Source organism: Mycobacterium parascrofulaceum ATCC BAA-614, assembly GCF_000164135.1.
In the GTDB taxonomy this organism is placed as follows: Bacteria; Actinomycetota; Actinomycetes; order Mycobacteriales; family Mycobacteriaceae; genus Mycobacterium; species Mycobacterium parascrofulaceum.
Genome location: NZ_GG770558.1, coordinates 326630 through 350281 on the forward strand (window position 1 = coordinate 326630; position 23652 = coordinate 350281).

At 70.2% G+C, this 23652-nt stretch carries 24 protein-coding genes; 16 read left to right on the forward strand and 8 right to left on the reverse strand.

Going from position 1 to position 23652, the window contains the following annotated elements:
• From infB to HMPREF0591_RS24915, 3 genes are all read left to right on the forward strand, one after another.
• The coding region (gene infB, locus HMPREF0591_RS24905) for a translation initiation factor IF-2 (protein WP_040623867.1) at nt 1-1935 on the forward strand (1935 nt) is incomplete at its 5' end.
• A 151-nt stretch (nt 1936-2086) separates the two neighbouring features.
• Nucleotides 2087-2560 carry a 30S ribosome-binding factor RbfA gene (gene rbfA / locus HMPREF0591_RS24910; protein WP_007171480.1) on the forward strand — a complete coding sequence of 158 codons (474 nt, stop codon included), beginning with the start codon at nt 2087-2089 and terminating at the stop codon, nt 2558-2560.
• Nucleotides 2535-3545 carry a DHH family phosphoesterase gene (locus HMPREF0591_RS24915; protein WP_007171481.1) on the forward strand — a complete coding sequence of 337 codons (1011 nt, stop codon included), beginning with the start codon at nt 2535-2537 and terminating at the stop codon, nt 3543-3545. Before rbfA ends, HMPREF0591_RS24915 begins: the two co-directional genes overlap by 26 nt.
• A gap of 13 nt (nt 3546-3558) precedes the next feature.
• Here HMPREF0591_RS24915 and HMPREF0591_RS24920 read toward each other — a convergent pair whose 3' ends face one another.
• Together HMPREF0591_RS24920 and HMPREF0591_RS24925 are read right to left on the reverse strand one after the other, a co-directional pair.
• Nucleotides 3559-4143 (reverse strand): hypothetical protein, encoded by a 585-nt coding sequence (locus HMPREF0591_RS24920; protein ID WP_040623981.1) that lies wholly within the window; start codon nt 4141-4143, stop codon nt 3559-3561.
• 97 nt (nt 4144-4240) lie between these two features.
• Nucleotides 4241-4990 (reverse strand): enoyl-CoA hydratase, encoded by a 750-nt coding sequence (locus tag HMPREF0591_RS24925; protein WP_007171483.1) that lies wholly within the window; start codon nt 4988-4990, stop codon nt 4241-4243.
• 45 nt (nt 4991-5035) lie between these two features.
• Between HMPREF0591_RS24925 and HMPREF0591_RS24930 the strand changes: the two genes are divergently transcribed.
• Nucleotides 5036-5329 carry a DUF2277 domain-containing protein gene (locus HMPREF0591_RS24930; protein WP_007171484.1) on the forward strand — a complete coding sequence of 98 codons (294 nt, stop codon included), beginning with the start codon at nt 5036-5038 and terminating at the stop codon, nt 5327-5329.
• A complete protein-coding gene (locus HMPREF0591_RS24935) occupies nt 5326-5898 on the forward strand; it encodes a DUF1802 family protein (RefSeq protein ID WP_007171485.1) in 573 nt (190 codons plus the stop codon). The genes HMPREF0591_RS24930 and HMPREF0591_RS24935 overlap by 4 nt, the downstream gene beginning before the upstream one ends.
• Here the strand turns inward: HMPREF0591_RS24935 and HMPREF0591_RS24940 are convergent.
• Both HMPREF0591_RS24940 and HMPREF0591_RS24945 read right to left on the reverse strand, forming a co-directional pair.
• Entirely contained in the window at nt 5857-7575 is a 1719-nt protein-coding gene (locus HMPREF0591_RS24940; RefSeq protein ID WP_007171486.1) for a CocE/NonD family hydrolase, read from the reverse strand. The genes HMPREF0591_RS24935 and HMPREF0591_RS24940 overlap by 42 nt on opposite strands.
• Before the next feature lie 28 nt (nt 7576-7603).
• Nucleotides 7604-8188 carry a hypothetical protein gene (locus tag HMPREF0591_RS24945; RefSeq protein ID WP_007171487.1) on the reverse strand — a complete coding sequence of 195 codons (585 nt, stop codon included), beginning with the start codon at nt 8186-8188 and terminating at the stop codon, nt 7604-7606.
• 146 nt (nt 8189-8334) lie between these two features.
• On the opposite strand from HMPREF0591_RS24945, the gene HMPREF0591_RS24950 reads away from it, so the two are divergent.
• Genes HMPREF0591_RS24950 through HMPREF0591_RS24965 form a run of 4 tightly spaced genes read left to right on the forward strand, consistent with a single transcriptional unit; the run spans nt 8335 to nt 12133 of the window.
• Complete coding sequence (locus HMPREF0591_RS24950; RefSeq protein ID WP_007171488.1) at nt 8335-9312, forward strand: metallophosphoesterase family protein; 978 nt, start codon at nt 8335-8337, stop codon at nt 9310-9312.
• On the forward strand, nt 9309-9989 hold the full coding sequence (pptT, locus tag HMPREF0591_RS24955) for a 4'-phosphopantetheinyl transferase PptT (protein ID WP_007171489.1): 681 nt from the start codon (nt 9309-9311) through the stop codon (nt 9987-9989). The genes HMPREF0591_RS24950 and pptT overlap by 4 nt, the downstream gene beginning before the upstream one ends.
• Nucleotides 9986-10885: a tRNA pseudouridine(55) synthase TruB gene (gene truB / locus HMPREF0591_RS24960; protein WP_007171490.1), complete on the forward strand. Its 900-nt coding sequence runs from the start codon at nt 9986-9988 to the stop codon at nt 10883-10885. Before pptT ends, truB begins: the two co-directional genes overlap by 4 nt.
• Before the next feature lie 57 nt (nt 10886-10942).
• Nucleotides 10943-12133, forward strand: coding sequence for a lipid-transfer protein (locus HMPREF0591_RS24965; RefSeq protein ID WP_040623869.1), 1191 nt, complete (start codon nt 10943-10945; stop codon nt 12131-12133).
• 61 nt (nt 12134-12194) lie between these two features.
• Here the strand turns inward: HMPREF0591_RS24965 and mntR are convergent, their stop codons facing one another.
• The gene (gene mntR, locus HMPREF0591_RS24970) at nt 12195-12899 is read right to left on the reverse strand and encodes a manganese-binding transcriptional regulator MntR (protein WP_040623871.1); all 705 of its coding nucleotides are present in this window, start codon (nt 12897-12899) and stop codon (nt 12195-12197) included.
• Nucleotides 12900-13000: 101 nt separating this feature from the next.
• On the opposite strand from mntR, the gene HMPREF0591_RS24975 reads away from it, so the two are divergent.
• The 5 genes from HMPREF0591_RS24975 to HMPREF0591_RS24995 all read left to right on the forward strand — a co-directional run bounded on the left by HMPREF0591_RS24975 (nt 13001) and on the right by HMPREF0591_RS24995 (nt 19350).
• Nucleotides 13001-13978, forward strand: coding sequence for a bifunctional riboflavin kinase/FAD synthetase (locus tag HMPREF0591_RS24975; protein WP_007171493.1), 978 nt, complete (start codon nt 13001-13003; stop codon nt 13976-13978).
• Nucleotides 13979-14141: 163 nt separating this feature from the next.
• Nucleotides 14142-14411: a 30S ribosomal protein S15 gene (gene rpsO / locus HMPREF0591_RS24980; RefSeq protein WP_003878661.1), complete on the forward strand. Its 270-nt coding sequence runs from the start codon at nt 14142-14144 to the stop codon at nt 14409-14411.
• A 320-nt stretch (nt 14412-14731) separates the two neighbouring features.
• Complete coding sequence (locus tag HMPREF0591_RS24985; protein WP_007171494.1) at nt 14732-16987, forward strand: polyribonucleotide nucleotidyltransferase; 2256 nt, start codon at nt 14732-14734, stop codon at nt 16985-16987.
• Nucleotides 16965-18320, forward strand: a complete 1356-nt coding sequence (locus HMPREF0591_RS24990; RefSeq protein WP_007171495.1) for a M16 family metallopeptidase — start codon at nt 16965-16967, stop codon at nt 18318-18320. Before HMPREF0591_RS24985 ends, HMPREF0591_RS24990 begins: the two co-directional genes overlap by 23 nt.
• 4 nt (nt 18321-18324) lie before the next feature.
• Nucleotides 18325-19350 carry a nitronate monooxygenase gene (locus HMPREF0591_RS24995; protein ID WP_007171496.1) on the forward strand — a complete coding sequence of 342 codons (1026 nt, stop codon included), beginning with the start codon at nt 18325-18327 and terminating at the stop codon, nt 19348-19350.
• Here HMPREF0591_RS24995 and ald read toward each other — a convergent pair.
• Nucleotides 19347-20462, reverse strand: a complete 1116-nt coding sequence (gene ald / locus HMPREF0591_RS25000; protein WP_007171497.1) for an alanine dehydrogenase — start codon at nt 20460-20462, stop codon at nt 19347-19349. The genes HMPREF0591_RS24995 and ald overlap by 4 nt on opposite strands.
• A gap of 99 nt (nt 20463-20561) precedes the next feature.
• On the opposite strand from ald, the gene HMPREF0591_RS25005 reads away from it, so the two are divergent.
• Nucleotides 20562-21023 carry an SRPBCC family protein gene (locus HMPREF0591_RS25005; protein ID WP_007171498.1) on the forward strand — a complete coding sequence of 154 codons (462 nt, stop codon included), beginning with the start codon at nt 20562-20564 and terminating at the stop codon, nt 21021-21023.
• A 9-nt stretch (nt 21024-21032) separates the two neighbouring features.
• The gene (locus HMPREF0591_RS25010; protein ID WP_007171499.1) at nt 21033-22493 is read left to right on the forward strand and encodes a flavin-containing monooxygenase; all 1461 of its coding nucleotides are present in this window, start codon (nt 21033-21035) and stop codon (nt 22491-22493) included.
• Here the strand turns inward: HMPREF0591_RS25010 and HMPREF0591_RS31390 are convergent.
• Together HMPREF0591_RS31390 and HMPREF0591_RS25015 are read right to left on the reverse strand one after the other, a co-directional pair.
• On the reverse strand, nt 22411-22992 hold the full coding sequence (locus HMPREF0591_RS31390) for a GNAT family N-acetyltransferase (RefSeq protein WP_007171500.1): 582 nt from the start codon (nt 22990-22992) through the stop codon (nt 22411-22413). The two genes, HMPREF0591_RS25010 and HMPREF0591_RS31390, sit on opposite strands and share 83 nt — an antisense overlap.
• Nucleotides 22989-23564, reverse strand: a complete 576-nt coding sequence (locus HMPREF0591_RS25015; RefSeq protein ID WP_007171501.1) for a TetR/AcrR family transcriptional regulator — start codon at nt 23562-23564, stop codon at nt 22989-22991. The genes HMPREF0591_RS31390 and HMPREF0591_RS25015 overlap by 4 nt, the downstream gene beginning before the upstream one ends.
• Nucleotides 23565-23652 lie beyond the last annotated feature (88 nt).

Here is a 23652-nt window from a genome sequence, read left to right on the forward strand (position 1 = left end):
CCGGGTCAGCGCGGCGGCGCCGCCGGCGCGTTCGGCCGTCCCGGCGGTGCGCCGCGACGCGGCCGCAAGTCCAAGCGGGCAAAACGCGCCGAGTACGAGAACATGCAGGCGCCGGTCGTCGGTGGCGTGCGGCTGCCGCACGGCAACGGCGAGACGATCCGGCTGGCCCGCGGCGCGTCGCTCTCCGACTTCGCCGACAAGATCAACGCCAATCCGGCCTCGCTGGTGCAGGCGCTGTTCAACCTCGGCGAGATGGTGACGGCCACCCAGTCGGTCGGCGACGAGACGCTCGAGCTGCTGGGCAGCGAGATGAACTACGTCGTCCAGGTCGTCAGTCCGGAGGACGAGGACCGCGAGCTGCTGGAGTCCTTTGACCTCACCTACGGCGAGGACGAGGGCGGCGAGGAAGACCTGCAGACCCGGCCGCCGGTGGTGACCGTCATGGGTCACGTCGACCACGGTAAAACCCGGCTGCTGGACACCATCCGCAAGGCCAGCGTGCGCGAGGGAGAGGCCGGCGGCATCACCCAGCACATCGGCGCCTACCAGGTGTCCGTCGACTTCGACGGCACCGAGCGGCCGATCACCTTCATCGACACCCCGGGCCACGAGGCGTTCACCGCCATGCGTGCCCGCGGCGCCAAGGCCACCGACATCGCGATCCTGGTGGTCGCGGCCGACGACGGCGTCATGCCGCAGACGGTGGAGGCCATCAACCACGCGCAGGCGGCCGACGTCCCGATCGTGGTCGCGGTCAACAAGATCGACAAGGAGGGCGCCGACCCGGCCAAGATTCGCGGCCAGCTCACCGAATACGGTTTGGTGGCAGAGGATTTCGGCGGCGACACGATGTTCGTCGACATCTCGGCGAAGGAAGGCACCAACATCGAGGCGCTCGAGGAGGCGGTGCTGCTGACCGCCGACGCCGCCCTGGACCTGCGGGCCAACCCCGACATGGAGGCCCAGGGCGTGGCGATCGAGGCGCACCTGGACCGCGGTCGCGGGCCGGTCGCCACCGTGCTGATTCAGCGCGGCACGCTGCGCGTCGGCGACTCCGTGGTGGCCGGTGACGCCTACGGCCGGGTGCGCCGCATGGTCGACGAGCACGGCGACGACGTGGAGGAGGCGCTGCCGTCGCGGCCGGTGCAGGTCATCGGCTTCACGTCGGTGCCCGGCGCCGGTGACAACTTCCTGGTCGTCGACGAGGACCGCATCGCCCGCCAGATCGCCGATCGGCGCAGCGCCCGCAAGCGCAACGCGCTGGCGGCGCGATCCCGCAAGCGGATCAGCCTGGAGGACCTGGACTCGGCGCTGAAGGAAACCAGCCAGCTGAACCTGATCCTCAAGGGCGACAACGCCGGTACCGTCGAGGCGCTCGAGGAGGCCCTGATGGGCATCCAGGTCGACGACGAGGTGATGTTGCGCGTGATCGACCGCGGCGTCGGTGGCATCACCGAAACCAACGTCAACCTGGCGTCGGCGTCGGACGCGGTGATCATCGGCTTCAACGTGCGCGCCGAAGGGAAGGCGACGGAGCTGGCCAACCGCGAGGGCGTCGAGATTCGCTACTACTCGGTGATCTACCAGGCGATCGACGACATCGAGAAGGCCCTGCGCGGCATGCTCAAGCCCATCTACGAGGAGAACGAGCTGGGTCGGGCCGAGATCCGCGCGATCTTCCGGTCCTCCAAGGTGGGCATCATCGCCGGCTGCATGATCAGCTCCGGGGTGGTGCGGCGCAACGCGAAGGCCCGCCTGTTGCGGGACAACGTCGTGGTCACCGAGAACCTCACGATCAACTCGCTGCGCCGGGAGAAGGACGACGTGACCGAGGTCCGCGAGGGCTTCGAGTGCGGTATGACGCTGGGCTACTCCGACATCAAGGAGGGCGACATCATCGAGTCCTACGAGCTCGTCGAGAAGGAGCGCGCTTAACCACCGCTGACGATGCAGAACGAAGTGATGAGGAGGAAGCGGTGAATCACCCACCGCTGACGATGCAGAACGAAGTGATGAGGAGGAGGCGGTGAATCACCCACCGCTGACGATGCAGAACGAAGTGATGAGGAGGAGGCGGTGAATCACGATGCCTGACCCGGCCCGGGCGCGCCGACTGGCCAAACGCATCAACACGATCGTCGCCTCGGCGATCGAATTCGAGATCAAGGATCCGGGGCTGGACGGGGTGACCATCGTCGACACGAAGGTCACCGCCGACCTGCACGACGCCACGGTGTTCTACACCGTGATGGGCCGCACCCTGGACGACGAGCCGGACTACGCCGCCGCGGCGGCGGCGCTGGACCGGGCCAAGGGCGCGCTGCGGACCATGGTGGGGGCGGGCACCGGCGTGCGCTTCACCCCGACGCTGACGTTCACCCGCGACACCACCCTGGACACGGTGCAGCGGATGGACGAGCTGCTGGCCCGCGCCCGCGCCGCGGACGCCGATCTGGCGCGCGTACGCTCGGGAGCCAAGCCGGCCGGGGATGCCGATCCATACCGTGCCAGCGGCTCGAGCGACGAGGACACCGGTGACGACGACCGACGCGAAGACTGAGCTTTCCCGCAGCGCGGGAGCGAGGCCACGCGTCGACGCGCACGGTGCGGTCGAATTGCTCTCCGCCGCAGCGACGATCGCGGTGGTCGCCCATGTCCACCCCGACGCCGACACCATCGGGGCGGGCCTGGCGCTGGCTTTGGTGCTGGACAGGTGCGGCAAGCGCGTCGAGGTGGGCTTCGCCGAGCCGGCGGCGCTGCCGGAGTCGTTGTCGTCGTTGCCCGGTTGCTGGCTGCTGGTCGGTGCGGACGAGATGCGGCGCGACGTCGATCTGGTTGTCACCGTTGACGTTCCGAGCGTCAAGCGGCTGGGTGCCCTCAGCGATCTGGCCGGCCCCGGCCAGGAGTTGCTGGTGATCGACCACCACGCCTCCAATGACCTGTTCGGCACCGCGAATTTTGTTGACGTGTCGGCGGATTCGACCACGATGATGGTCGCCGACATCCTCGACGCGTGGGACAAGCCGATCGAGCCGGACGTCGCGCACTGCATCTACGCCGGGCTGACGACCGACACCGGCTCGTTCCGCTGGGCCAGCGCCCGCGCCCTTCGGCTGGCGGCCCGGCTGGTGGATACCGGCGTCGACAACGCCGCGATCAGCAGGACGCTGATGGATACCCACCCCTTCACCTGGCTGCCGCTGCTGTCGCGCGTCCTGGGTTCGGCCGAGCTGCTGCCCGACGCGGCCGCCGGCCGCGGCCTGGTGTACGCCGTTGTGCACCATCAGGATTGGGTCGCCTCGCGCCCCGAGGAAGTGGAAAGCATCGTCGACGTCGTGCGCACCACGCAGCAGGCCGAGGTGGCCGCGGTGTTCAAGGAAGTCCAACCGCAGCAGTGGTCGGTGTCGATGCGGGCCAAGGCCGTCGTGGACCTGGCGGCTATCGCGTCCGCGTTCGGCGGGGGCGGCCACCGGCTGGCCGCCGGCTATTCGACCAGCGGCCCGATCGACGACGCGGTGGCGTCGCTGCGCGCGGCGCTGGGTTAGCGCCGACGCGGGGCTAGAACGCCCAGCTGCCCGAGCGTTGCAGCACGAACCCGTGGTCGCCGCTGGTGGTGTCCAGGCAGGCGACGAGGTTGTCGGCCCCGACGGCGCACGTGACGTTCAGGTAGGTCAGCTTCTGACCCGCTCCCAGCAACTTGCCGCCCGGCGGCAGGGCGGCGGGGTTGCCGTCGCATCCGCCGTAGGACATGCGGCTCAACTGGTAGCCCGGTCCCTTGAACTCGACGGAACCCACTAGGCAATCGCCCGGGTGCGGGCGCCCGCCGAGGACGGGGACGTCCTCGATCCCCGGCATGTCGCCCTTGCATCGGATGTCCTGTGACGGGTGCGGCGCCGGCGCCGGCCCACCGTAGAAGTCGCACGCCAGGTTGTACGGAGTGGAGAAACTGATCCGGGGCGGGGTGCCGGGACCGGTGCCGGTCACGTAGCCATCCGCCGGGACGGCGGTGAAGCCGTCCAGGCTGGGAAATCCCGCCGGTGGCAGCGCGGCCGCTCCCGGCGCGGGCCCCGCGACCGTGGCCGCCGCCGCGAGCGGCACAGCGCCCGCGAGCACCCTCACGATGACGTCGACGACCGCACGCACGCGCTGATCGTATTGGTTGTCCTCGGTTCGCCCACAGTCCAGCGGCGACGAAAACCGAGACACCGGCGCTGACCAGGCCCGACGCCGGCCGGTGGGCCTAACGCACCTGAGCCCGTCCCCGCTGCAACACCGCCTCGCGATTGGCGGCGATGTCCTCGCCACTGGTCCGGAACTGGCGGGCCGCCATGGCTTCGAGCCACAACCCCCCGCCGGTCTGCGACTCGTCGATCCGGTGGTACGAGGCCAGCAGCGCGCGCACCGCGTCCTGGTTGTTGCCGACGATGGAGGCCGCCACTTGGCGGGCGGTGCCCAGCAGCTGATCGTGCGGCACCACCTCGGTCACCAGCCCGGCGCGCAGCGCGTCGGCGGCGGACAGGTAGTCCCCGGTCATGCTCATGCGCCGGGCCAGGCCGACGCCGACCTTCTGCGGTAACCGCACGCTGAGCCCCCAGGTGGGCAGCAGGCCCACCCGCGCGTGGGTGTCGGCGAACCGGGCGTTCTCCGAGGCGATCAGGATGTCGCAGTACAGGGCGAGCTCCAGCCCGCCGGTCACCGCGGCGCCGTTGATCGCACCGATCACCGGCTTGCTCAGCGGTGGCCAGCGCGGGGAGATGTCCGGAAGCGCCGAGGTGCCGCCCAGTTCCTTGAGATCCAGCCCCGCGCAGAACACCGGGTCGGTGCCGGTGACGATGACGACGTCGACGCCGTCGTCGGTTTCCGCGTCGGCCAGCGCCCCGAAGAACCGGTCCCGCAGCGCCGAGGACAGCGCATTGCGGGACTGCGGCCGGTTGAGGGTGAGGGTGCGCACCCGCTCGTCGGTTTCTATCAGCAGGATGTCGTCGGTCATGGAGTTCACCGTAGAGGGTCGCCGGGCGCGCCTATCGTTGATCCCATGTGCCGGAACATCACCGAGCTGCGCGGGCTGGAGCCGGCGGCCACCGCCGAGGAGATCGCGGCGGCGGCCCGCCAATACGTACGCAAGGTCAGTGGGCTCACCCGGCCCTCTCCGGCGACCGCCGACGCCTTCGAGGCGGCCGTCGCCGAGGTCACCGAGGCGACGACGCGGCTGCTGGCGGCGCTGCCCCCGCGGCGTCAGCCGCCCAGGACCGTCCCGCCGCTGCGACGGCCCGTGGGGGTGCCACCCGCTCGCGGGGGCGTGATCGCCCGGCTGGGCGGGTCGCAATGACGCTCGCCGCGACCGGCCCCACCACGACGCCCGCGCTCAAGGAGTGGAGCGCCGCCGTGCATGCCCTGCTGGACGGTCGCCAGCGGGTGCTGTTGCGCAAGGGGGGCATCGGGGAGAAGCGGTTCGAGCTGGCGGCCTCCGAGTTCCTGCTGTTCCCGACGGTCGCTCACAGTCACGCCGAGCGCGTCCGGCCCGAGCATCGCGACCTGCTGGAAGCGGCCGCCGCCGACAGCACCGACGACCGCCTGGTCGTCCGGGCGGCCGCCAAAGTCGTTGCGGCGGTGCCGGTTGACCGGCCCGAAGGCCTGACGGAGATCGAGGACCTGCACATCTGGACCCCCGAGTCGGTGCGCGCCGACCGGCTCGACTTCCGCCCGAAACACCGGCTGGCCGTGCTGGTGGTCTCGGTGCAGCCGCTGGCCGAGCCGGTGGAGATCACCCGGACGTCGGAATACGGCGGCTGCAAGAGCTGGGTGGAGTTGCCCCTACGTGCGCCGTTGGGGCCGCCCGTGCATGACCCGGGGTCGCTAACCGAGGTCGCCGGGCGCGTCCGCGGCGCCGTTGGCTGACAGGTCGCGCGGGCCGACGGGCAGCAACAGCCGGGAGCGTCCGTAGCGCACGGTGTGGGTGGCCGGCCTGGACTGCCGGCCGGTCAGGATCGGCTCGTCGGTGCCCAGGTTGCGCGCGTAGCGGGGAAACCAGCTGCCGGCGATCAGGACCCGGATGCGCGAGCCCGCCCGGAAGCGGTGGGCGACGCCGTCGAGCTCGATCCGGACGGTCCCCTTCGACGGCTTCTTGGCCGCGCGCAACCGCCGGTAGCCGTCGCTGACGTTTCTCGACCGGCCCCCGGCGTCGACCTCGCTGACCCGGACGAACAGGTCGACGTGCGGGTTGTCGGCGCCGTGCGCCAGCTCGACGACGGGGCTCCCGTAGACGCAGAGGTCGTGCGTGAGGGTGAGGCTGGTGAACGTCAGCACGTCGTCGCGCGCCGCGAGCCGGCTGTCGTCGCGGTAGCCGCCGTTCGGCGACAGCAGCGGCCCACCGGTGGTCGGGGTCGGGTCGGCGGGGTCGTAGCGGAAGGTCGCCGGGGCCAGCCGCGGCAGGCCCGTCGGTGCGGTCTCACCCAGGTGGCCGCCGGGCCGCAGGTAGAGCGCGCGCTCGGTGGTGGCGGGCGGCCAGTGGGCCAGGTTGCGCCAGCCCTGACCCGTCACGTTCACCCGGACCCGGGCGGGCCGGCGCAGGGGTGTTGCGCCGTCCAGGTGGGCGCCCAGCCAGTCCAGCGACTCCCGCAAGCAGGTGCTCAGCCCGGTGGTGAGCAGCTGCGTGTGCGTCCAGGGGCCCATGGTCAGCGCGACGTCGACGCCCCGGGCGCGGAGATGCTCGTACTGCTGCAGCGTCTGCCTGACGAAGATGTCCTGCCAGCCGCCGACCAGCAGCACCGGCACGTCGACGCGGTCCAGCGCGTCGCCGCAACGCAGCGCGTCCCAGAACGGATCCTTCGGGTCGGTGTGCTCGACCCACGATTCGAACCACGGTGCGCCCGCTCCGAGCAGCGCCCGGGCCGTCTCGCCCACCGGCAGCCCCAGGGCCGCCCGGGTGACGTGGCGGCGGTTCTGCAGCTGGCGCAGCGCGGACCGGGCGCGCACCGGATCCTCCTGGTGGGCGACCATGTCGCTCCACCCCAGAAAGTCGTTGATCGCGAACGAGCCGGTGCCCCATACCGAGGCGTTGAAATCGTGCGGGCCCACCGTGATGACGGCCGTGGCCAGCTCCGGCGGGGGATCGGTCAGCAGCGCCCACTGGGTGAACCCGAGGTAGGACAGCCCGAGGGTGGCGAAGCGGCCGGTGAACCAGGGCTGCTCGCGCAGCCAGGCCACCGTGTCGGCGCCGTCGGCGGCCTCGTTGGCCATCGGCTCGAATTCGCCGCCCGACCCGAACGTGCCACGGACGCTCTGCAACACCACGTGGTAGCCGCGCGCCGCGTAGAGCGCTGCGAAGACGAGGGAGAACGGGAAGGCGCGCCCGTAGGGCCCCCGCGCCAGCAGCGTGCCGGCCGGGGAGGACGTCCGCGGCGCGTAGTGATCGGCTACCAGCTCGACCCCGTCGCGCATGGGCACCCGGACGCGCGCGACGGTGTAGTCGGTGGTCGCCGGCGGCAGGCCGAGCAGCCGGCCGACGGCCTTGCCGCCGAGGTGTCGCAGGGCGTGCAGCGTGGGCTGGGCGGTTCGCGTCGAGGTGATACTCACGGAGCTCAGGTTAAGGCCCGGCGGGCCGTCAGAACTTGTAGTAAGGCGCCAGGTCGTTGGCCCGCTGCAGATTGGTCGACATGCAGTCCACCTCCGGGTTGGAGTAGACGGTCGAGTAGTAGAGCGCCTGCTGCAGCACGCCGTAGCCGGTCTTGAACGCGACCATGCAGGAGTAATACCAGTAGCTGTTGTGATACGTCGGCTTGAGCACCCAGTACTGCGCGGCGCGGTGGCCCGCGATGGTGGTCTCGACCGCGTCGGGGGGCAGCGTCGCCTCGTAGGTGCGCCAGATGATCGGCTCGACCGCCAGCTGGTAATTACCCGCGTCGAAGTGGCAGCGCAGGCCGTCCTCGTGCTCGGGCGGTGTGAACGCCAGCCCGAGCCGCTGCACCGCATCGAACGGGATGTCCTCGCACGCGTCGAAGGGGCGCGGGTCGGTGGTCGCCACGATCGGGCTCTTCATGGTGGTTTCCATCGGCACCGCGGTCGAGCGCAGCTCGACGCGCCCGCCTCCCGCAGGCCCGGGCGCGACGCCCTGCCACCCCGCCGTGCCGGCTATCGCCGCTGCGGCCAGGGCACCCACCGCCCCGATCAGACGCACCTTGGCGAACACGACACCCCCTGACGGCTCGGCGGTCTTGCGGGGAGTCTACAAGTCGCGCCGCCGCTCCCCACAGGGAAACAAGAACACGTTCCAACGGCGCGGGCAAGGGCCGGCGCCGACCGCCCCATGACTGCGGGTCATTAGGCTGGTTAATCGTGGCTGGTCAAAACGCGGGGCACGACCCGACCAATGGGGGGCAACCCACGCTGTGGGCGGTCTCCGATCTGCACACCGGGCACCTCGGCAACAAGCCGGTCACCGAGTCGCTGCACCCCTCCTCGCCGGACGATTGGCTGATCGTCGCCGGCGACGTCGCCGAACGCACCGACGAGACCCGGTGGGCGCTCGACCTGCTGCGCCGGCGTTTCGCCAAGGTGATCTGGGTGCCCGGCAACCACGAGCTGTGGACCACGACCCGCGACCCAGTGCAGATCTTCGGCAAGTCCCGCTACGACTACCTGGTCAACATGTGCGACGAGATGGGCATCGTCACGCCCGAGCACCCGTTCCCGGTGTGGACCGAGCGCGGCGGCCCGGCGACGATCGTGCCGATGTTCCTGCTCTACGACTACAGCTTCTTGCCCGAGGGCGCGACGAGCAAAGCCGAGGGCCTGACCATCGCGCGGGAGCGCAACGTGGTCGCCACCGACGAATTCCTGTTGTCGCCGGAGCCGTATCCCACCCGGGAGGCCTGGTGCCGGGAGCGGCTCGCCTTCACCCGGACCCGGCTCGAAGAGCTCGACTGGATGACGCCGACGGTTCTGGTGAACCACTTCCCACTGGTGCGCGAGCCCTGCGACGCGCTGTTCTACCCGGAGTTCTCGCTGTGGTGCGGGACCACCAAGACCGCCGACTGGCACACCCGCTACAACGCCGTCTGCTCGGTCTACGGGCACCTGCACATCCCGCGCACCACCTGGTACGACGACGTGCGCTTCGAGGAGGTGTCGGTGGGTTACCCCCGGGAATGGCGGCGCCGCAAGCCGCACAGCTGGCTGCGCCAGGTGCTGCCCGATCCGCAGTACGCCCCCGGCTACCTCAACGACTTCGGCGGTCACTTCGAGATCACTCCCGAGATGCGGCGGCAGGCCGAGCAGTTCCGGGAACGGTTGCGGCAGCGGCAGTCACGATGACCGACGACACGTTGGTCTCCTCGGTGCTGCCCGCCGTGGGCGAGCTGGCCTATTCGGAGCTGTATTCCGATCCGCCCGGTCTGACCCCGCTGCCCGAGGAGGAGCCGCTGATCGCCAAGTCGGTCGCCAAGCGGCGCAACGAGTTCGTCACGGTGCGGCACTGCGCGCGGGTCGCGATGGGTGAGCTCGGGCTGCCGCCGGTGCCGATCCTCAAGGGCGAGAAGGGCGAACCGTGCTGGCCCGACGGGGTGGTGGGCAGCCTCACCCACTGCACGGGCTATCGCGGTGCGGTGGTGGGCCGCACCGAGGCGGTGCGCTCGGTGGGCATCGACGCCGAGCCGCACGACGTGTTGCCGGACGGTGTGCTGAACGCGATCAGCCTCCCCGAGGAGCGGCACGAGATGACGACCTTGCCCGAAGGCCTGCATTGGGACCGAATCCTGTTCTGCGCCAAGGAGGCAACGTACAAGGCGTGGTTCCCGCTGACCAAGCGCTGGCTGGGTTTCGAGGACGCCCACATCGTGTTCGACCTCGACCCGCCCGACGGTGTGACCACCGGGGCGTTCGTGTCCAAGATCCTGATCGACGGGCAGACCCTCGATGGCCCGCCGCTGACCGCGCTGCGCGGCCGGTGGTCGGTGGAGCGGGGGCTGGTGCTGACCGCCATCGTGCTATGAGTCAAAGCCCCAGCGGCCGAGGCATAGTCGTCGTCGACAAGCCGGCCGGGATGACCAGTCACGACGTGGTGGGGCGGTGCCGCCGCATCTTCTCCACCCGCCGGGTGGGGCACGCCGGGACGCTGGACCCGATGGCCACCGGCGTGCTGGTGATCGGCGTCGACCGCGCCACCAAGATCCTCGGCCTGCTGACGGGGGCCTCCAAGTCGTACGCCGCCACCATCCGGCTCGGCCAGACCACCTCCACCGAGGACGCCGAAGGCGAAGTGCTGCACAGCGTCTCGGCCGCGCACCTGACCCGCGAGGCGATCGGCGCCGCGGTCGCCGGCCTGCGGGGCGACATCGAACAGGTGCCGTCGGCGGTCAGCGCGATCAAGGTGGAGGGGCGGCGCGCCTACCGGCTGGTGCGGGAGGGCCAAGCCGTCGAACTCGCGGCCCGGCCGGTGCGCATCGACCGGTTCGAGGTGTGCGACGTCCGGCCCGCCGGCCAGCTCGTCGACGTCGACGTGGAGGTGGACTGCTCGTCGGGAACCTACGTGCGCGCGCTGGCCCGCGACGTCGGCGCCGCGCTCGGGGTGGGCGGGCACCTGACGGCGCTGCGGCGCACCCGCGTCGGTCGCTTCACGCTGGAGCAGGCCCGCTCGCTCGACGACCTGGCCGAGCGGCCCGGGCTGTCGCTGACCCTGGACGAGGCGTGCCTGCTGATGTTCCCGCGCCGCGAGCTAAGCGCCGAGGAGGCCGACGCGACGGCCAACGGGCGCCCGCTCGCGGCGGCCGGCATCGACGGCGTCTACGCCGCCTGCGACGCCGACGGCCGGGTGATCGCGCTGCTGCGCGACGAGGGCACGCGGACCAAGTCGGTGGTGGTGATCCGCCCGGCGACGCTCGGGGAATAGGCTGTGACGCGGATCTCCTCAACCCTGTCGAAAACCCTGTCGAAGAAGGGGCGCGCAATGTCCAACAAGGTTTACGTCGTCGGCGTCGGGATGACGAAATTCGAGAAGCCCGGCCGCCGCGAGGGCTGGGACTACCCCGACATGGCGCGCGAGTCCGGCACCAACGCGCTGGTCGACGCCGGGATCGACTACCGCGAGGTGCAGCAGGGCTACGTCGGCTACGTCGCCGGCGATTCGACGTCCGGGCAGCGAGCGCTCTACGAGCTGGGCATGACCGGGATCCCGATCGTCAACGTCAACAACAACTGCTCCACCGGGTCAACCGCGCTGTTCCTGGCGGCGCAGGCGATCCGCGGCGGGATCGTCGACTGCGCCATCGCGCTCGGCTTCGAGAAGATGCAACCCGGCTCGCTGGGCGGGGGCGCCCAGGACCGCGAATCGCCGATGGGCAAGCACGTCAAGGCGATGGCCGCGATCGACGAGTTCGCCATGCCCGTCGCGCCCTGGATGTTCGGCGCCGCCGGCCGCGAGCACATGCGGCAATACGGCAGCACGGCAGAGCATTTCGCCAAGATCGGCTACAAGAACCACAAGCACTCCGTCAACAACCCGTTCGCGCAGTTCCAGGAGTCCTACACGCTCGACGACATCCTGGCGGCGCGGATGATCTCCGACCCGCTCACCAAGTTGCAGTGTTCGCCGACGTCCGACGGATCCGGCGCGGCGATCCTGGCCTCGGAGAGCTTCGTCGACAGCCACGGGCTGGCCGGCCAGTCGGTGGAGATCGTCGGTCAGGCCATGACGACCGACTTCGCGTCCACCTTCGACGGCAGCGCCAAGAACCTGATCGGCTACGACATGAACGTGCAAGCGGCCCAACAGGTCTACGACCAGTCCGGGCTGGGTCCCGAGGACTTCCAGGTGATCGAGCTGCACGACTGCTTCTCGGCCAACGAGCTGCTGCTCTACGAGGCGCTGGGGCTGTGCGGGCCGGGCGAGGCGCCCAAACTGATCGACAACGGCGACACGACCTACGGCGGGCGCTGGGTGGTCAACCCGTCGGGCGGCCTGATCTCCAAGGGGCATCCGCTGGGCGCCACCGGGCTGGCGCAGTGCGCCGAGCTGACCTGGCAGCTGCGGGGCGCCGCCGACAAGCGTCAGGTCGAGGGCGTCAGCGCGGCACTGCAGCACAACATCGGGCTCGGCGGCGCGGCCGTCGTCACCGCCTATCAGCGCGCCGAGCGGTAGCCCGAGCTAGCCCGATGGCGGAGACCCCCTGCGCCCGGCTGCGCCGCGCTTGCGGTCACCGCTAGCCGACCACCCAGATCGCACGGGCGGCCGGGCTGCCCAGGTCGACTGTCACCTGAACGCCGTCGCCGGATTCGATCGCCACCGAGATCATGCCGGCGAACTCCCGGCGGGCCAGCACGCGCAGTCGTGAATCGAGGTTGATGCCGACGTCGGCGAAGTAGCGCAGCATCTCGGGGTCGGCGTCGGAGATGCGGGCGACCGTCCCGGCGTCTCCGTCGCCGCACGCCCACAGTTGGCGTGCGGGCGGGGTGGGCACCTGGCCGTCGGAGGCCGGGATCGGGTCCCCGTGCGGGTCGCGCTGCGGGAAGCCCAGCTTGGCGTCGATGCGGGCCACCAGCCGGTCCGACACCGCGTGTTCGAGCACCTCGGCCTCGTCGTGCACCTCGTCCCAGCCGTAGCCGAGCTCGTTGACCAGGAACGTTTCCAGCAGCCGATGGCGGCGCACCATTGCCAGCGCCGCGCGGCGGCCCGCCTCGGTCAGGGTGACGGCGCCGTATTTCTCGTGGTCGACCAGGCCCTGCTCGGCGAGTTTGCGGATCGACTCCGATGCCGTGCTGGCCGACACCCCGATCTTCTCGGCCAGCATCTTGGTGCTGACCTTCTGCGGCGCGTCCTTGGGGGACCACTCCTGCGCGTTCCAGATGACCTTGAGGTAGTCCTGGCCGACCGCGGTGAGACCGCCACGCTCTTCGTCAGCCCTCACACCGAGCAAGTTTAGGCAAACCAAGCCTGATCGTGTGCTCCTCGACACCCTCGCGCCCACGGATCTCCCGGCGGCGGACGCGGAGCCGTAGGCTTGCGGGCGTGCAGCGGTGGCGCGGCCAAGACGAGATTCCCACGGACTGGGGCAGATGCGTGCTCACCATCGGCGTGTTCGACGGTGTGCACCGGGGCCACGCCGAGCTGATCGCGCATGCGGTGAAGGCGGGGCGCGCCCGCAACGTGCCGACCGTGTTGATGACCTTCGACCCGCACCCGATGGAAGTGGTCTACCCGGGCAGCCATCCGGCGCAGCTGACGACGCTGACGCGGCGCGCGGAGCTGGTCGAGGAGATGGGCATCGACGTCTTCCTGGTGATGCCGTTCACCAGCGATTTCATGAAGCTGACGCCGGAGCGCTACGTCCACGAGCTGCTGGTGGAGCACCTGCACGTGGTGGAGGTCGTGGTGGGGGAGAACTTCACCTTCGGTAAGAAGGCCGCCGGCAACGTCGAGACGCTGCGGCGCGCCGGGGAGCGGTTCGGATTCGCCGTCGAGTCCATGTCGCTGCTGTCCGAGCACCACAGCAACGAGACGGTGACGTTTTCCTCCACCTACATCCGGTCCTGCGTGGACGCCGGTGACGTGGTGGCGGCCATGGAGGCGCTGGGCCGTCCGCACCGCGTCGAGGGCGTCGTCGTCCGGGGCGAGGGGCGGGGGATGGAGCTGGGATTCCCGACGGCCAACGTGGCGCCCCCGATGTATTCGGCGATCCCGGCCGACGGCGTGTACGCCGCGTGGTTCACCCTGCTCGGGCACGGGCCGGTGACCGGCACCGTCGTCCCGGGCGAGCGCTACCAGGCCGCCGTGTCCGTCGGGACCAACCCGACGTTCTCCGGACGCACCCGCACCGTCGAGGCGTTCGTCCTGGACACCACGGCCGACCTCTACGGCCAGTACGTGGCGCTGGATTTCGTCGCCCGCATCCGCGGGCAGACCAGGTTCGACTCGGTGCAGGACCTCATCGACGCGATGGGCGAGGACACCGAACGGGCCCGCGCGATGCTCTCGGCGCGGGACTGATCCGCCGCTGCTGCCGGCGCGGGCCGCTGGCCTGGGATTTCGGTGGACATCGCAGCCGCTGATAGACTCGCCCCCCGAGCATGACGTGTGCTGCAGTCCGCGGCGGCCACGGACACGTTTTTCGTTCAAGTTTTTCGCGGCACCGATTGATGGAGATGTTTTCGTGGCGCTGACCGCCGAGCAGAAAAAAGAAATCCTGGGCACCTACGGCCTGCACGACACCGACACGGGTTCCCCGGAGGCGCAGGTCGCGCTGCTGACGAAGCGGATCGCCGACCTGACCGAGCACCTGAAGGTGCACAAGCACGACCACCACTCCCGGCGGGGCTTGCTCCTGCTGGTCGGCCGGCGGCGCCGGTTGCTGAAGTACGTCGCGCAGATCGACGTGGAGCGGTATCGCTCGCTCGTCGAGCGCCTGGGTCTGCGCCGCTGACCCAGCCCTCTTTCGGGCTACGTCCGCCCGTGTAGAGTAGGAGCGTTCTGGGCCGATTCGGCCCGAACCAATGGTGCGGCCGCGCAGATCCGCGTGTGCCGTTCCAGCGTGTCACGACGGGAGCAGCCCAGTCTGTATCGGGCGGTCTTCGGTAGTGGCGGCCGGGCTCTCCGGATCTGGGGCAGGTCGGCCGCTTCGATCGATGGCCGTAGCCGCATTCAGACTTTTCCTCTCGTAGGAAGCTTCGTAGGAAGCTCCCGGGTTACTTGCGCGTGACGACGCGAAAAAGCTGAATACCCAGAGAGGCCGTACGGACACCTATGTCTGTCGCTGAAATTGAAGAAGGCGTGTTCGAGGCAACCGCCGTTATCGACAACGGGAGCTTCGGCACCCGCACCATCCGCTTCGAGACCGGCCGGTTGGCCCAGCAGGCCGCCGGCGCCGTCGTCGCCTACCTCGACGACGAGAACATGCTGCTGTCGGCGACCACCGCCAGCAAGAACCCCAAGGAGCACTTCGACTTCTTCCCGCTGACCGTGGACGTCGAGGAGCGGATGTACGCCGCCGGGCGCATCCCCGGCTCGTTCTTCCGCCGCGAGGGCCGGCCCTCCACCGACGCGATCCTGACCTGCCGGCTGATCGACCGCCCGCTGCGGCCGTCGTTCGTCTCCGGCCTGCGTAACGAGATCCAGGTCGTGGTGACGATCCTGAGCCTGGACCCCAACGACCTGTACGACGTGCTGGCGATCAACGCCGCGTCGGCGTCCACCCAGATCAGCGGGCTGCCGTTCTCCGGCCCCATCGGGGGCGTGCGGGTGGCGCTGATCGACGGCACCTGGGTCGCGTTCCCCACCGTCGAGCAGCTCGAGCGGGCCGTGTTCGACATGGTGGTCGCCGGCCGCAAGGTCGACGATGACGTCGCGATCATGATGGTCGAGGCCGAGGCCACCGACAAGGTCATCGAGCTCGTCGAGGGCGGCGCCCAGGCGCCGACGGAGACCGTGGTGGCCGAAGGCCTGGAGGCCGCCAAGCCGTTCATCAACGTGCTGTGCACCGCCCAGCAGGAGCTGGCCGACGCGGCCGCCAAGCCGGTCGGTGAGTACCCGACGTTCCCGGACTACCAGGAGGACGTGTACTACTCGGTGGCCGCGGTGGCCACCGACGAACTGGCCAAGGCGCTGACCATCGGCGGCAAGGCCGAGCGCGACGCGCGCACCGACGAGCTGAAGGCCGAGGTGCTGACGCGGCTAGCGGAGACCTACGAGGGCCGGGAAAAGGAGGTCAGCGCCGCCTTCCGCTCGCTGACCAAGAAGCTGGTCCGCCAGCGCATCCTGACCGACCACTTCCGCATCGACGGCCGGGGCATCACCGACATCCGCGCCCTGTCGGCCGAGGTCGCCGTGGTGCCGCGGGCGCACGGCAGCGCGCTGTTCGAGCGCGGTGAGACCCAGATCCTGGGCGTAACCACGCTCGACATGGTCAAGATGGCCCAGCAGATCGACTCGCTGGGGCCGGAAACCTCCAAGCGCTACATGCACCACTACAACTTCCCGCCGTTCTCCACCGGCGAGACCGGCCGGGTCGGCTCGCCCAAGCGGCGCGAGATCGGGCACGGCGCGCTCGCCGAGCGCGCCCTCCTCCCGGTGCTGCCCGGCGTCGAGGAATTTCCCTACGCGATCCGGCAGGTGTCGGAAGCCCTGGGCTCCAACGGCTCGACCTCGATGGGATCGGTGTGCGCGTCCACGCTGGCGCTGCTCAACGCCGGCGTGCCGCTCAAGGCGCCGGTCGCCGGCATCGCGATGGGCTTGGTCTCCGACGACGTCGAGGTGGACGGCAAGACCGAGCGCCGCTTCGTCACGCTGACCGACATCCTGGGCGCCGAGGACGCGTTCGGTGACATGGACTTCAAGTGCGCCGGCACCAAGGACTTCGTCACCGCCCTGCAGCTGGACACCAAGCTGGATGGGATCCCGTCCCAGGTGCTCGCGGGTGCGCTGGCCCAGGCCAAGGACGCGCGCCTGACGATCCTCGAGGTCATGGCCGAGGCCATCGACGCCCCCGACGAGATGAGCCCCTACGCGCCGCGGGTGACCACCATCAAGGTCCCCGTGGACAAGATCGGCGAGGTCATCGGGCCCAAGGGCAAGATCATCAACGCCATCACCGAGGAGACCGGCGCGCAGATCTCCATCGAGGACGACGGCACCGTGTTCGTCGGCGCCACCGACGGGCCCTCGGCGCAGGCCGCGATCGACCGGATCAACGCCATCGCCAACCCGCAGCTGCCGACCGTGGGCGAGCGGTTCCTCGGAACCGTGGTCAAGACAACCGATTTCGGTGCGTTCGTGTCGCTGCTGCCCGGACGCGACGGCCTGGTGCACATCTCCAAGCTGGGCAGGGGCAAGCGGATCGCGAAGGTCGAGGACGTCGTGAACGTCGGCGACAAGCTGCGGGTGGAGATCGCCGACATCGACAAGCGGGGCAAGATCTCCCTCGTCCTGGTCGAGGAAGACAGCGCCGCCCCGGCCGACGCCCCGGCGGCCGCACCTGCCGATGCCGCGACCGCCAGCAGCTGACCGCGCCGCGGCCCTGCGCCGCGGCAAGCAAACCCTTGAGGTCGAAACCTCGACGGCGCTGCGCCGCAGCACCCTTCCGGGCGGCCTGCGCGTGGTCACCGAGTACCTGCCGTCGGTGCGTTCCGCGTCCGTCGGGGTGTGGGTCGGCGTCGGGTCGCGCGACGAGGGTGCCACCGTGGCGGGCGCGGCGCACTTCCTCGAGCACCTGCTGTTCAAGTCGACGCCCACCCGCAGCGCCGTGGACATCGCGCAGGCGATGGACGCCGTCGGCGGTGAGCTGAACGCCTTCACCGCCAAGGAGCACACCTGCTACTACGCGCACGTGCTGGACAGCGACCTGGCGCTGGCGGTCGACCTGGTGGCCGACGTCGTGCTCAACGGTCGCTGCGCGGCCGACGACGTGGAGCTGGAACGCGACGTCGTGCTCGAAGAGATCGCGATGCGCGACGACGATCCCGAGGACGCGCTGGGGGACATGTTCCTGGGCGCGATGTTCGGCGACCATCCGGTGGGCCGGCCGGTGATCGGCACCGCACAGTCGGTGTCCTCGATGACCCGGGCCCAGCTGCACTCCTTTCACGTGCGCCGCTACACCCCGGAACGCATGGTGGTCGCGGTGGCCGGCAACGTCGACCACGACGAGGTGGTCGCGCTGGTGCGCGCGCACTTCGGGCCGCACCTGGTCCGCGGGCGCCGGCCCATCGCCCCGCGCAAGGGCGCCGGGCGGGTGACCGGGCGGCCCGGCCTGATGCTGGGCAACCGGGACGCCGAGCAGACCCACGTCTCGCTGGGCGTGCGCACCCCCGGGCGTAGCTGGCGGCATCGCTGGGCGCTGTCCGTGCTGCACAGCGCGCTGGGCGGGGGCTTGAGTTCTCGGCTGTTCCAAGAGGTTCGCGAATTGCGCGGGCTGGCCTACTCGGTCTATTCGACGGTGGACATCTTTGCCGACAGCGGCGCCCTGTCGGTCTACGCGGCCTGCCAGCCCGAGCGGTTCGCCGAGGTGATGAAGGTGACCAACGAGGTGCTCGAGTCGGTGGCCCGCGACGGCATCACCGAGGCGGAGTGCCGCATCGCCAAGGGGTCGTTGCGCGGCGGCCTCGTCCTGGGACTGGAGGATTCCAGCTCCCGGATGAGCCGGTTGGGGCGCAACGAACTGAACTACGGCGAGCACCGCAGCATCGAGCACACCCTGCGCAAGATCGACGAAGTGACGGTCGAGGAGGTCAACGCGGTCGCCCGCCGGCTGCTCGGCCAGCCCTACGGCGCCGCGGTCCTGGGGCCGTACGCCTCCAAACGGTCACTGCCCCAACAACTTCGGGCGATGGTAAATTAGCTCCGTGGTACTGGGCTTTTGGGACATCATGGTGCCCATCGTGGGTGCGCCGATGGCCGGCGGACCGGGCACGCCCGAGCTGGCCGCGGCGGTGTCGAACGCGGGTGGGCTCGGCTTCGTTCCCGCCGGCCACCGAAGCGCGGAGCGGTTCGCCGAGGACATCGCCGCCGCGCGCGCGGCCACCACCGGCCCGCTGGGCGTCAACCTGTTCGTTCCCCAACCCAGCGTCGCCGACTGGATGGCGCTGGACTACTACGCCGAAGAGCTCGAAGAGATCGCCGACTACTACCAGGTCGAGGTCGGTCACCCGGAATACGGTGACGATGACGACTGGGAGCGCAAGCTCGAGGTGGTGGCCGACGTGCGGCCCGAACTGGTGTCGTTCACCTTCGGCGTCCCGCCGCCCGACGTCATCCGCCGGCTGGGGGCGCTGGGCCTGCTGGTGATGGTCACGGTGACGTCGGCGTACGAGGCCGGGGTGGCCGTCGCCGCCGGCGCCGACAGCCTGATCGTCCAGGGACCGGACGCGGGCGGGCACCGCGGCACGTTCGCGCCCGACATGGAGCCCGGCAACGAATCGCTGCACCACCTGATCGATCGCATCCGCCACGCGCACGACGTCCCGGTCGTCGCGGCGGGCGGACTGGGCAACGCCCGTGACGTCGCCGCCGTGCTGCACCGGGGTGCGGTGGCCGCACAGGTCGGCACCGCGCTGCTGCTCAGCGACGAAGCCGGCACCAGCACCGCGCACCGCACCGCCCTGAAGAATCCGGTCTTCGGGACCACCGTCGTCACGCGCGCCTTCTCGGGCCGCTACGCCCGCGGACTGGAGAACAACTTCACCCGCCTGCTCGACAACGTGGCGCCGCTCGGCTACCCCGAGGTCAACCAGATGACCTCGCCGATCCGGGAGGCGGCGGCCGCCCTGGAGGACCCCAACGGGATACCGCTGTGGGCCGGAACGTCGTTCAAGGAGGCCCAACCCGGGCCGGCGGCCGACATCATCGCCGGCCTGGTGGAAGCGGACTAGGTGAGCAGGCCCGCCGGATCGGTGAACGGGAGACCCAGGTCGGTGGCCACTCGTTCGGACAGCAGCGCGCCGTCGTGCGTCGAAAGCCCTTTGGCGAGAGCGGGATCCGACCGGCACGCCGCCTGCCAGCCACGGTCGGCCAATTCGAGCACGTAGGGCATGGTGGCGTTGGTCAGCGCCACGGTCGACGTCTTGGGCACGGCGCTGGGCATGTTCGCGACGCAGTAGAACTGCGTGTCGTGCACGGCGAACGTCGGGTCGTCGTGCGTGGTCGGCCGGGAATCGGCGAAGCAGCCGCCCTGGTCGATGGAGATGTCCACCAGCACCGCACCCGGTTTCATTTGTGCGACAAGAGAATTCGACACCAGCTCCGGAGCCTTGCCGCCGGGCAGCAGGACCGCCCCGATCAGCAGGTCGGCGCGCGTGACCGTGCCCTCCAGCTCGTACGCCGACGAGTAGCGGGTGCGGACCTGTCCGCCGAACTCCGCGTCGAGCAGGCGCAGCTTGCCGATGTTGACGTCGAGAACAGTCACGCTCGCGCCCATGCCGTTGGCGACCCGGGCGGCGTTGTAGCCGGCCGTGCCGGCGCCGATCACCACGACGTCGGCGGGTTTGACGCCCGGAACCCCGCCCATCAGCACGCCCCGCCCGCCGTGGGACCGCATCAGATGGTAGGAGCCCACCTGCGCCGAGAGTCGGCCGGCGACCTCGCTCATCGGAGCCAGCAACGGCAGGCTGCCGTCGGCGGACTGCACGGTCTCGTACGCGATCGACGTTGTGCGGGAAGTCAATAGCGCCTCGGTGCAGGCGCGCGAGGCGGCCAGGTGCAGATAGGTGAACAACACCTGTCGTGGGCGCAGCAGGCCGTATTCGACCGCGATCGGTTCCTTCACCTTCAGCAGCAGGTCGGCTTCGCCCCACACCTGTTCGGCCGAGCCGGCCAACTCGGCGCCCGCGGCCTTGAACTCCTCGTCGGGGATGGACGACCCCTCACCGGCCCCGGCCTGGACGAGCACGTCGTGGCCGCGGCGGCTGAGTTCGGCGACGCCGGCGGGCGTGATGGCCACCCTGAACTCGTTGGCCTTGGTCTCGGTCGGTACGCCGACTCGCATGGTTGCCCCTTGCTGTGGAGGTTCGCCCTCAAGTGTGGAGAAAGTTCGGATGGGCCGCAATCGCGCTGAAACCGCGCACGTGCTGGCTATGATCGGCCAATGACTGACCCAAGCGTGACGGCCACCGTACAGGTCGACGCGGGCCCCGACGTGGTGTATCGGCTCATCACCGATCTGCCCACGCTGGCCTCGCTCGCCGAGGAGGCGGTGGCGATGGAGTGGCGCAAAGGCGACGCGGCGCGCCCCGGGGCGGTGTTCACCGGTCACAACGAAAACGGCAAACTCCGCTGGAGCACCAAGTGCACGGTCACCGACGCCGACCCGGGTCGACGCTTCGCCTTCGACGTGCGCCATACCGTGCTGCCGATCGCGCGGTGGCAGTACGACATCGTCGCGGCCGACGGCGGCTGCCGGGTCACCGAGAGCACCTGGGACCGCAGGCCCGCGTGGTTCCGCAAGCTCGCCGGCAGGGCCACCGGTGTCCCGGATCGGGTGGCCGCCAACACCGAACACATCCGGCTCACCTTGCAGCGCCTGAAGCAGCGCGCCGAGTCCGAGTAGCCCGCGACCATGCGCCGCGATCCCGCCGTAGCCGTCGTCGGAGCGGGCATGTCCGGCCTGTGCGTCGCGATCGCGTTGCTGCGCAACGGGATCAACGATGTGACCATCTACGAGAAGGCCGACGAGGTCGGCGGGACCTGGCGGGAGAACACCTACCCCGGCCTGGTGTGCGACATCCCGTCGCGGGTCTACCAGTACACCTTCTCGCGAAACCCGAACTGGTCACACCTGTTCTCGCCCGGCGGCGAGATCCAGGCCTACTTCCGCGACGTCGCCGACCGCTTCGGGCTGCGCGACCGCATCCGGTTCGGCACCGAGATCTCCGATGCGCGATTCGAGGACGGGCGCTGGAGGTTGCGCACCGCCGCCGGCGCGGAGTCGACCGTCGACTTCCTGATCTGCGCCACCGGCGTGCTTCATCACCCCCGCCTGCCGTCGATTCCCGGACTGAATGACTTCGGCGGACACGCTTTTCACTCGGCGCGGTGGGATCACTCCGTCGAATTGCGCGGGCGCCGGATCGCCATCATCGGCAACGGGTCGACCGGTGTGCAGCTGGTGTGCGGGCTGAGCGGCGTGGCGGGCCGGGTCATGCTGTTCCAGCGCACCGCGCAGTGGGTGCTGCGGCTGCCCAACCCCCGATACAGCAGGTTCACCAACATCACCCATCGCAGGTTCGGCTGGCTCGACCGGATGGCGTACCGCTGCTACAGCTTCGGCTTCGACCTGTTCGCCGCCGGGCTCACCAAGCCGGGACTGCGCCGCAAGATGATGGGGGCGCTGTGCCGTGCCAGCCTGCGCGAGGTCCGCGACCCCGAGTTGCGCCGGGCCCTGACGCCCGACTACACGCCGATGTGCAAACGGCTGGTGATGTCCAACGGCTTCTACCGCGCCATCCAGCGCGACGACGTCGAACTGGTCACCGCCGGAATCGACCACGTCGAGCGGCGCGGCATCGTGACCGGCGACGGCGTCCTGCACGAGGCGGACGTCATCGTGCTCGCCACCGGATTCGACACCCACGCGTTCTTCCGGCCCATGCGGGTGGTGGGCCGCGACGGCTTGAGAGCCGACGACGTGTGGCGCGACGGTCCGCGGGCCTACCAGACGGTGGCCCTGCCCGGCTTCCCCAACTTCTTCATGATGCTCGGGCCGCACAGCCCCGTCGGCAACCTGGCACTGACGACCGTCGCCGAATCGCAGGCCGACCACATACTGCGCTGGATTCAGCGTTGGCGCAGCGGTGAATTCGACACGGTCGAACCGACCTGGCCGGCGACCGAGCGCTTCAACGCCAAGCTGCGCGCCGCGATGCCGGACACGGTGTGGACAACCGGCTGCCAGAGCTGGTACCTGAACAAGGACGGGGTGCCCGAGGTGTGGCCCTTCACGCCGGGCGAACACCGGGCGATGTTGGCGAAGACCGACCTCGGTCAGTACGACCTGCGCCGGCACGTTCCGGCCGGCTGAGTCGGTAGCCCACGTGGGGCACGTTGACACCCGGCAGCGGCTGCCAGTCCAGGGTGCGGCCGTCGGCGCGAAAGCCGTTCTTCTCGTAGAAGAGTCGCGCCTGCGTGTTATGTTCGGCGCACCACAGGACGACGTCGCCGGGCGGGCTTTCGCCCAGGGCAGTGGCGAGCAGGCTGGCACCGATCCCGCGCCGCTGGCATCCCGCCGCGACGTAGAGCGAGTCGAGTTCTACCCGCCCGCGGTCCGCCGGATCGGGCCCGAAGATGGTCATTCCTATTGCCCGGGAATCGGATTCGGCGATCCACATGCTCCAGCCCCGGCGCTGCAGGACTCTCGGGTACGCCAGCACGGCCCAGCGCCGCGGCGAGCCGAGGACGTCGATCGTGGAATCCGGCAGTACGCCGGTCCACGATTGCCGCCAGACCGGATAGTGCATCTCGGCGACGTTCGCCAGATCGCCCGGCCCGGCACGCCGGATGGTGACGGCGCCGGTCGTCACGGGCGGGATGGCTCCAGGTAGGCGGCCAGCGCGTTGGTCAACCCGCGGCGCGCCATGTCCAGGTCGGCATACGAGCCGAGCTGGCGCTCGGACACCAGGCCGCGCATCGCGCCGGGGATCAGGGCGGCGACTTCGCGCACCCGATCGGGATCGACGTCCAGGCCGGCGAACGCGTTCTGGCAGGTCTCCAGCCAGCTCTTGCCCCAGGAGAACAGTTCGGCGGCGGTGCGCGGGAAGAGGCGCTCGAGCTCGTCGGGGTCGCGGGGGAGCGCCGCGCGCAGGTTCTCGATCGCCCGCGAGTCCGCCGATGCCAGCCCGCCGTAGAGGGTGTCGATGATGGCGCCGACCCGCTCGCGCAGCGGCGCATCCGGGGAGATCGGGGACGACAGCGTCGAGAAAGTCGCGGCGCGCCGCTCGGCGGTGCGGTGCAACACCGCCGCCCAGAACCCGTCGGTGTCACCGAATTGGTATTGCACGGCGCCCCAGGTGGCACCGATCTCCTTGGCGATGCGATTGGCCGACACCGAGCCCGGGTCGCCGGAGGCCAGCGACCTGAGCGCGGCCTCCAGCATGCTCTCGCGCGTGGCGTTGCCACGCCGGTTGGGGCGCCGGTTCGCGGTTCCGGCCCCGCTCACCTGCCGAGTCATCAGCCGAGCCTAT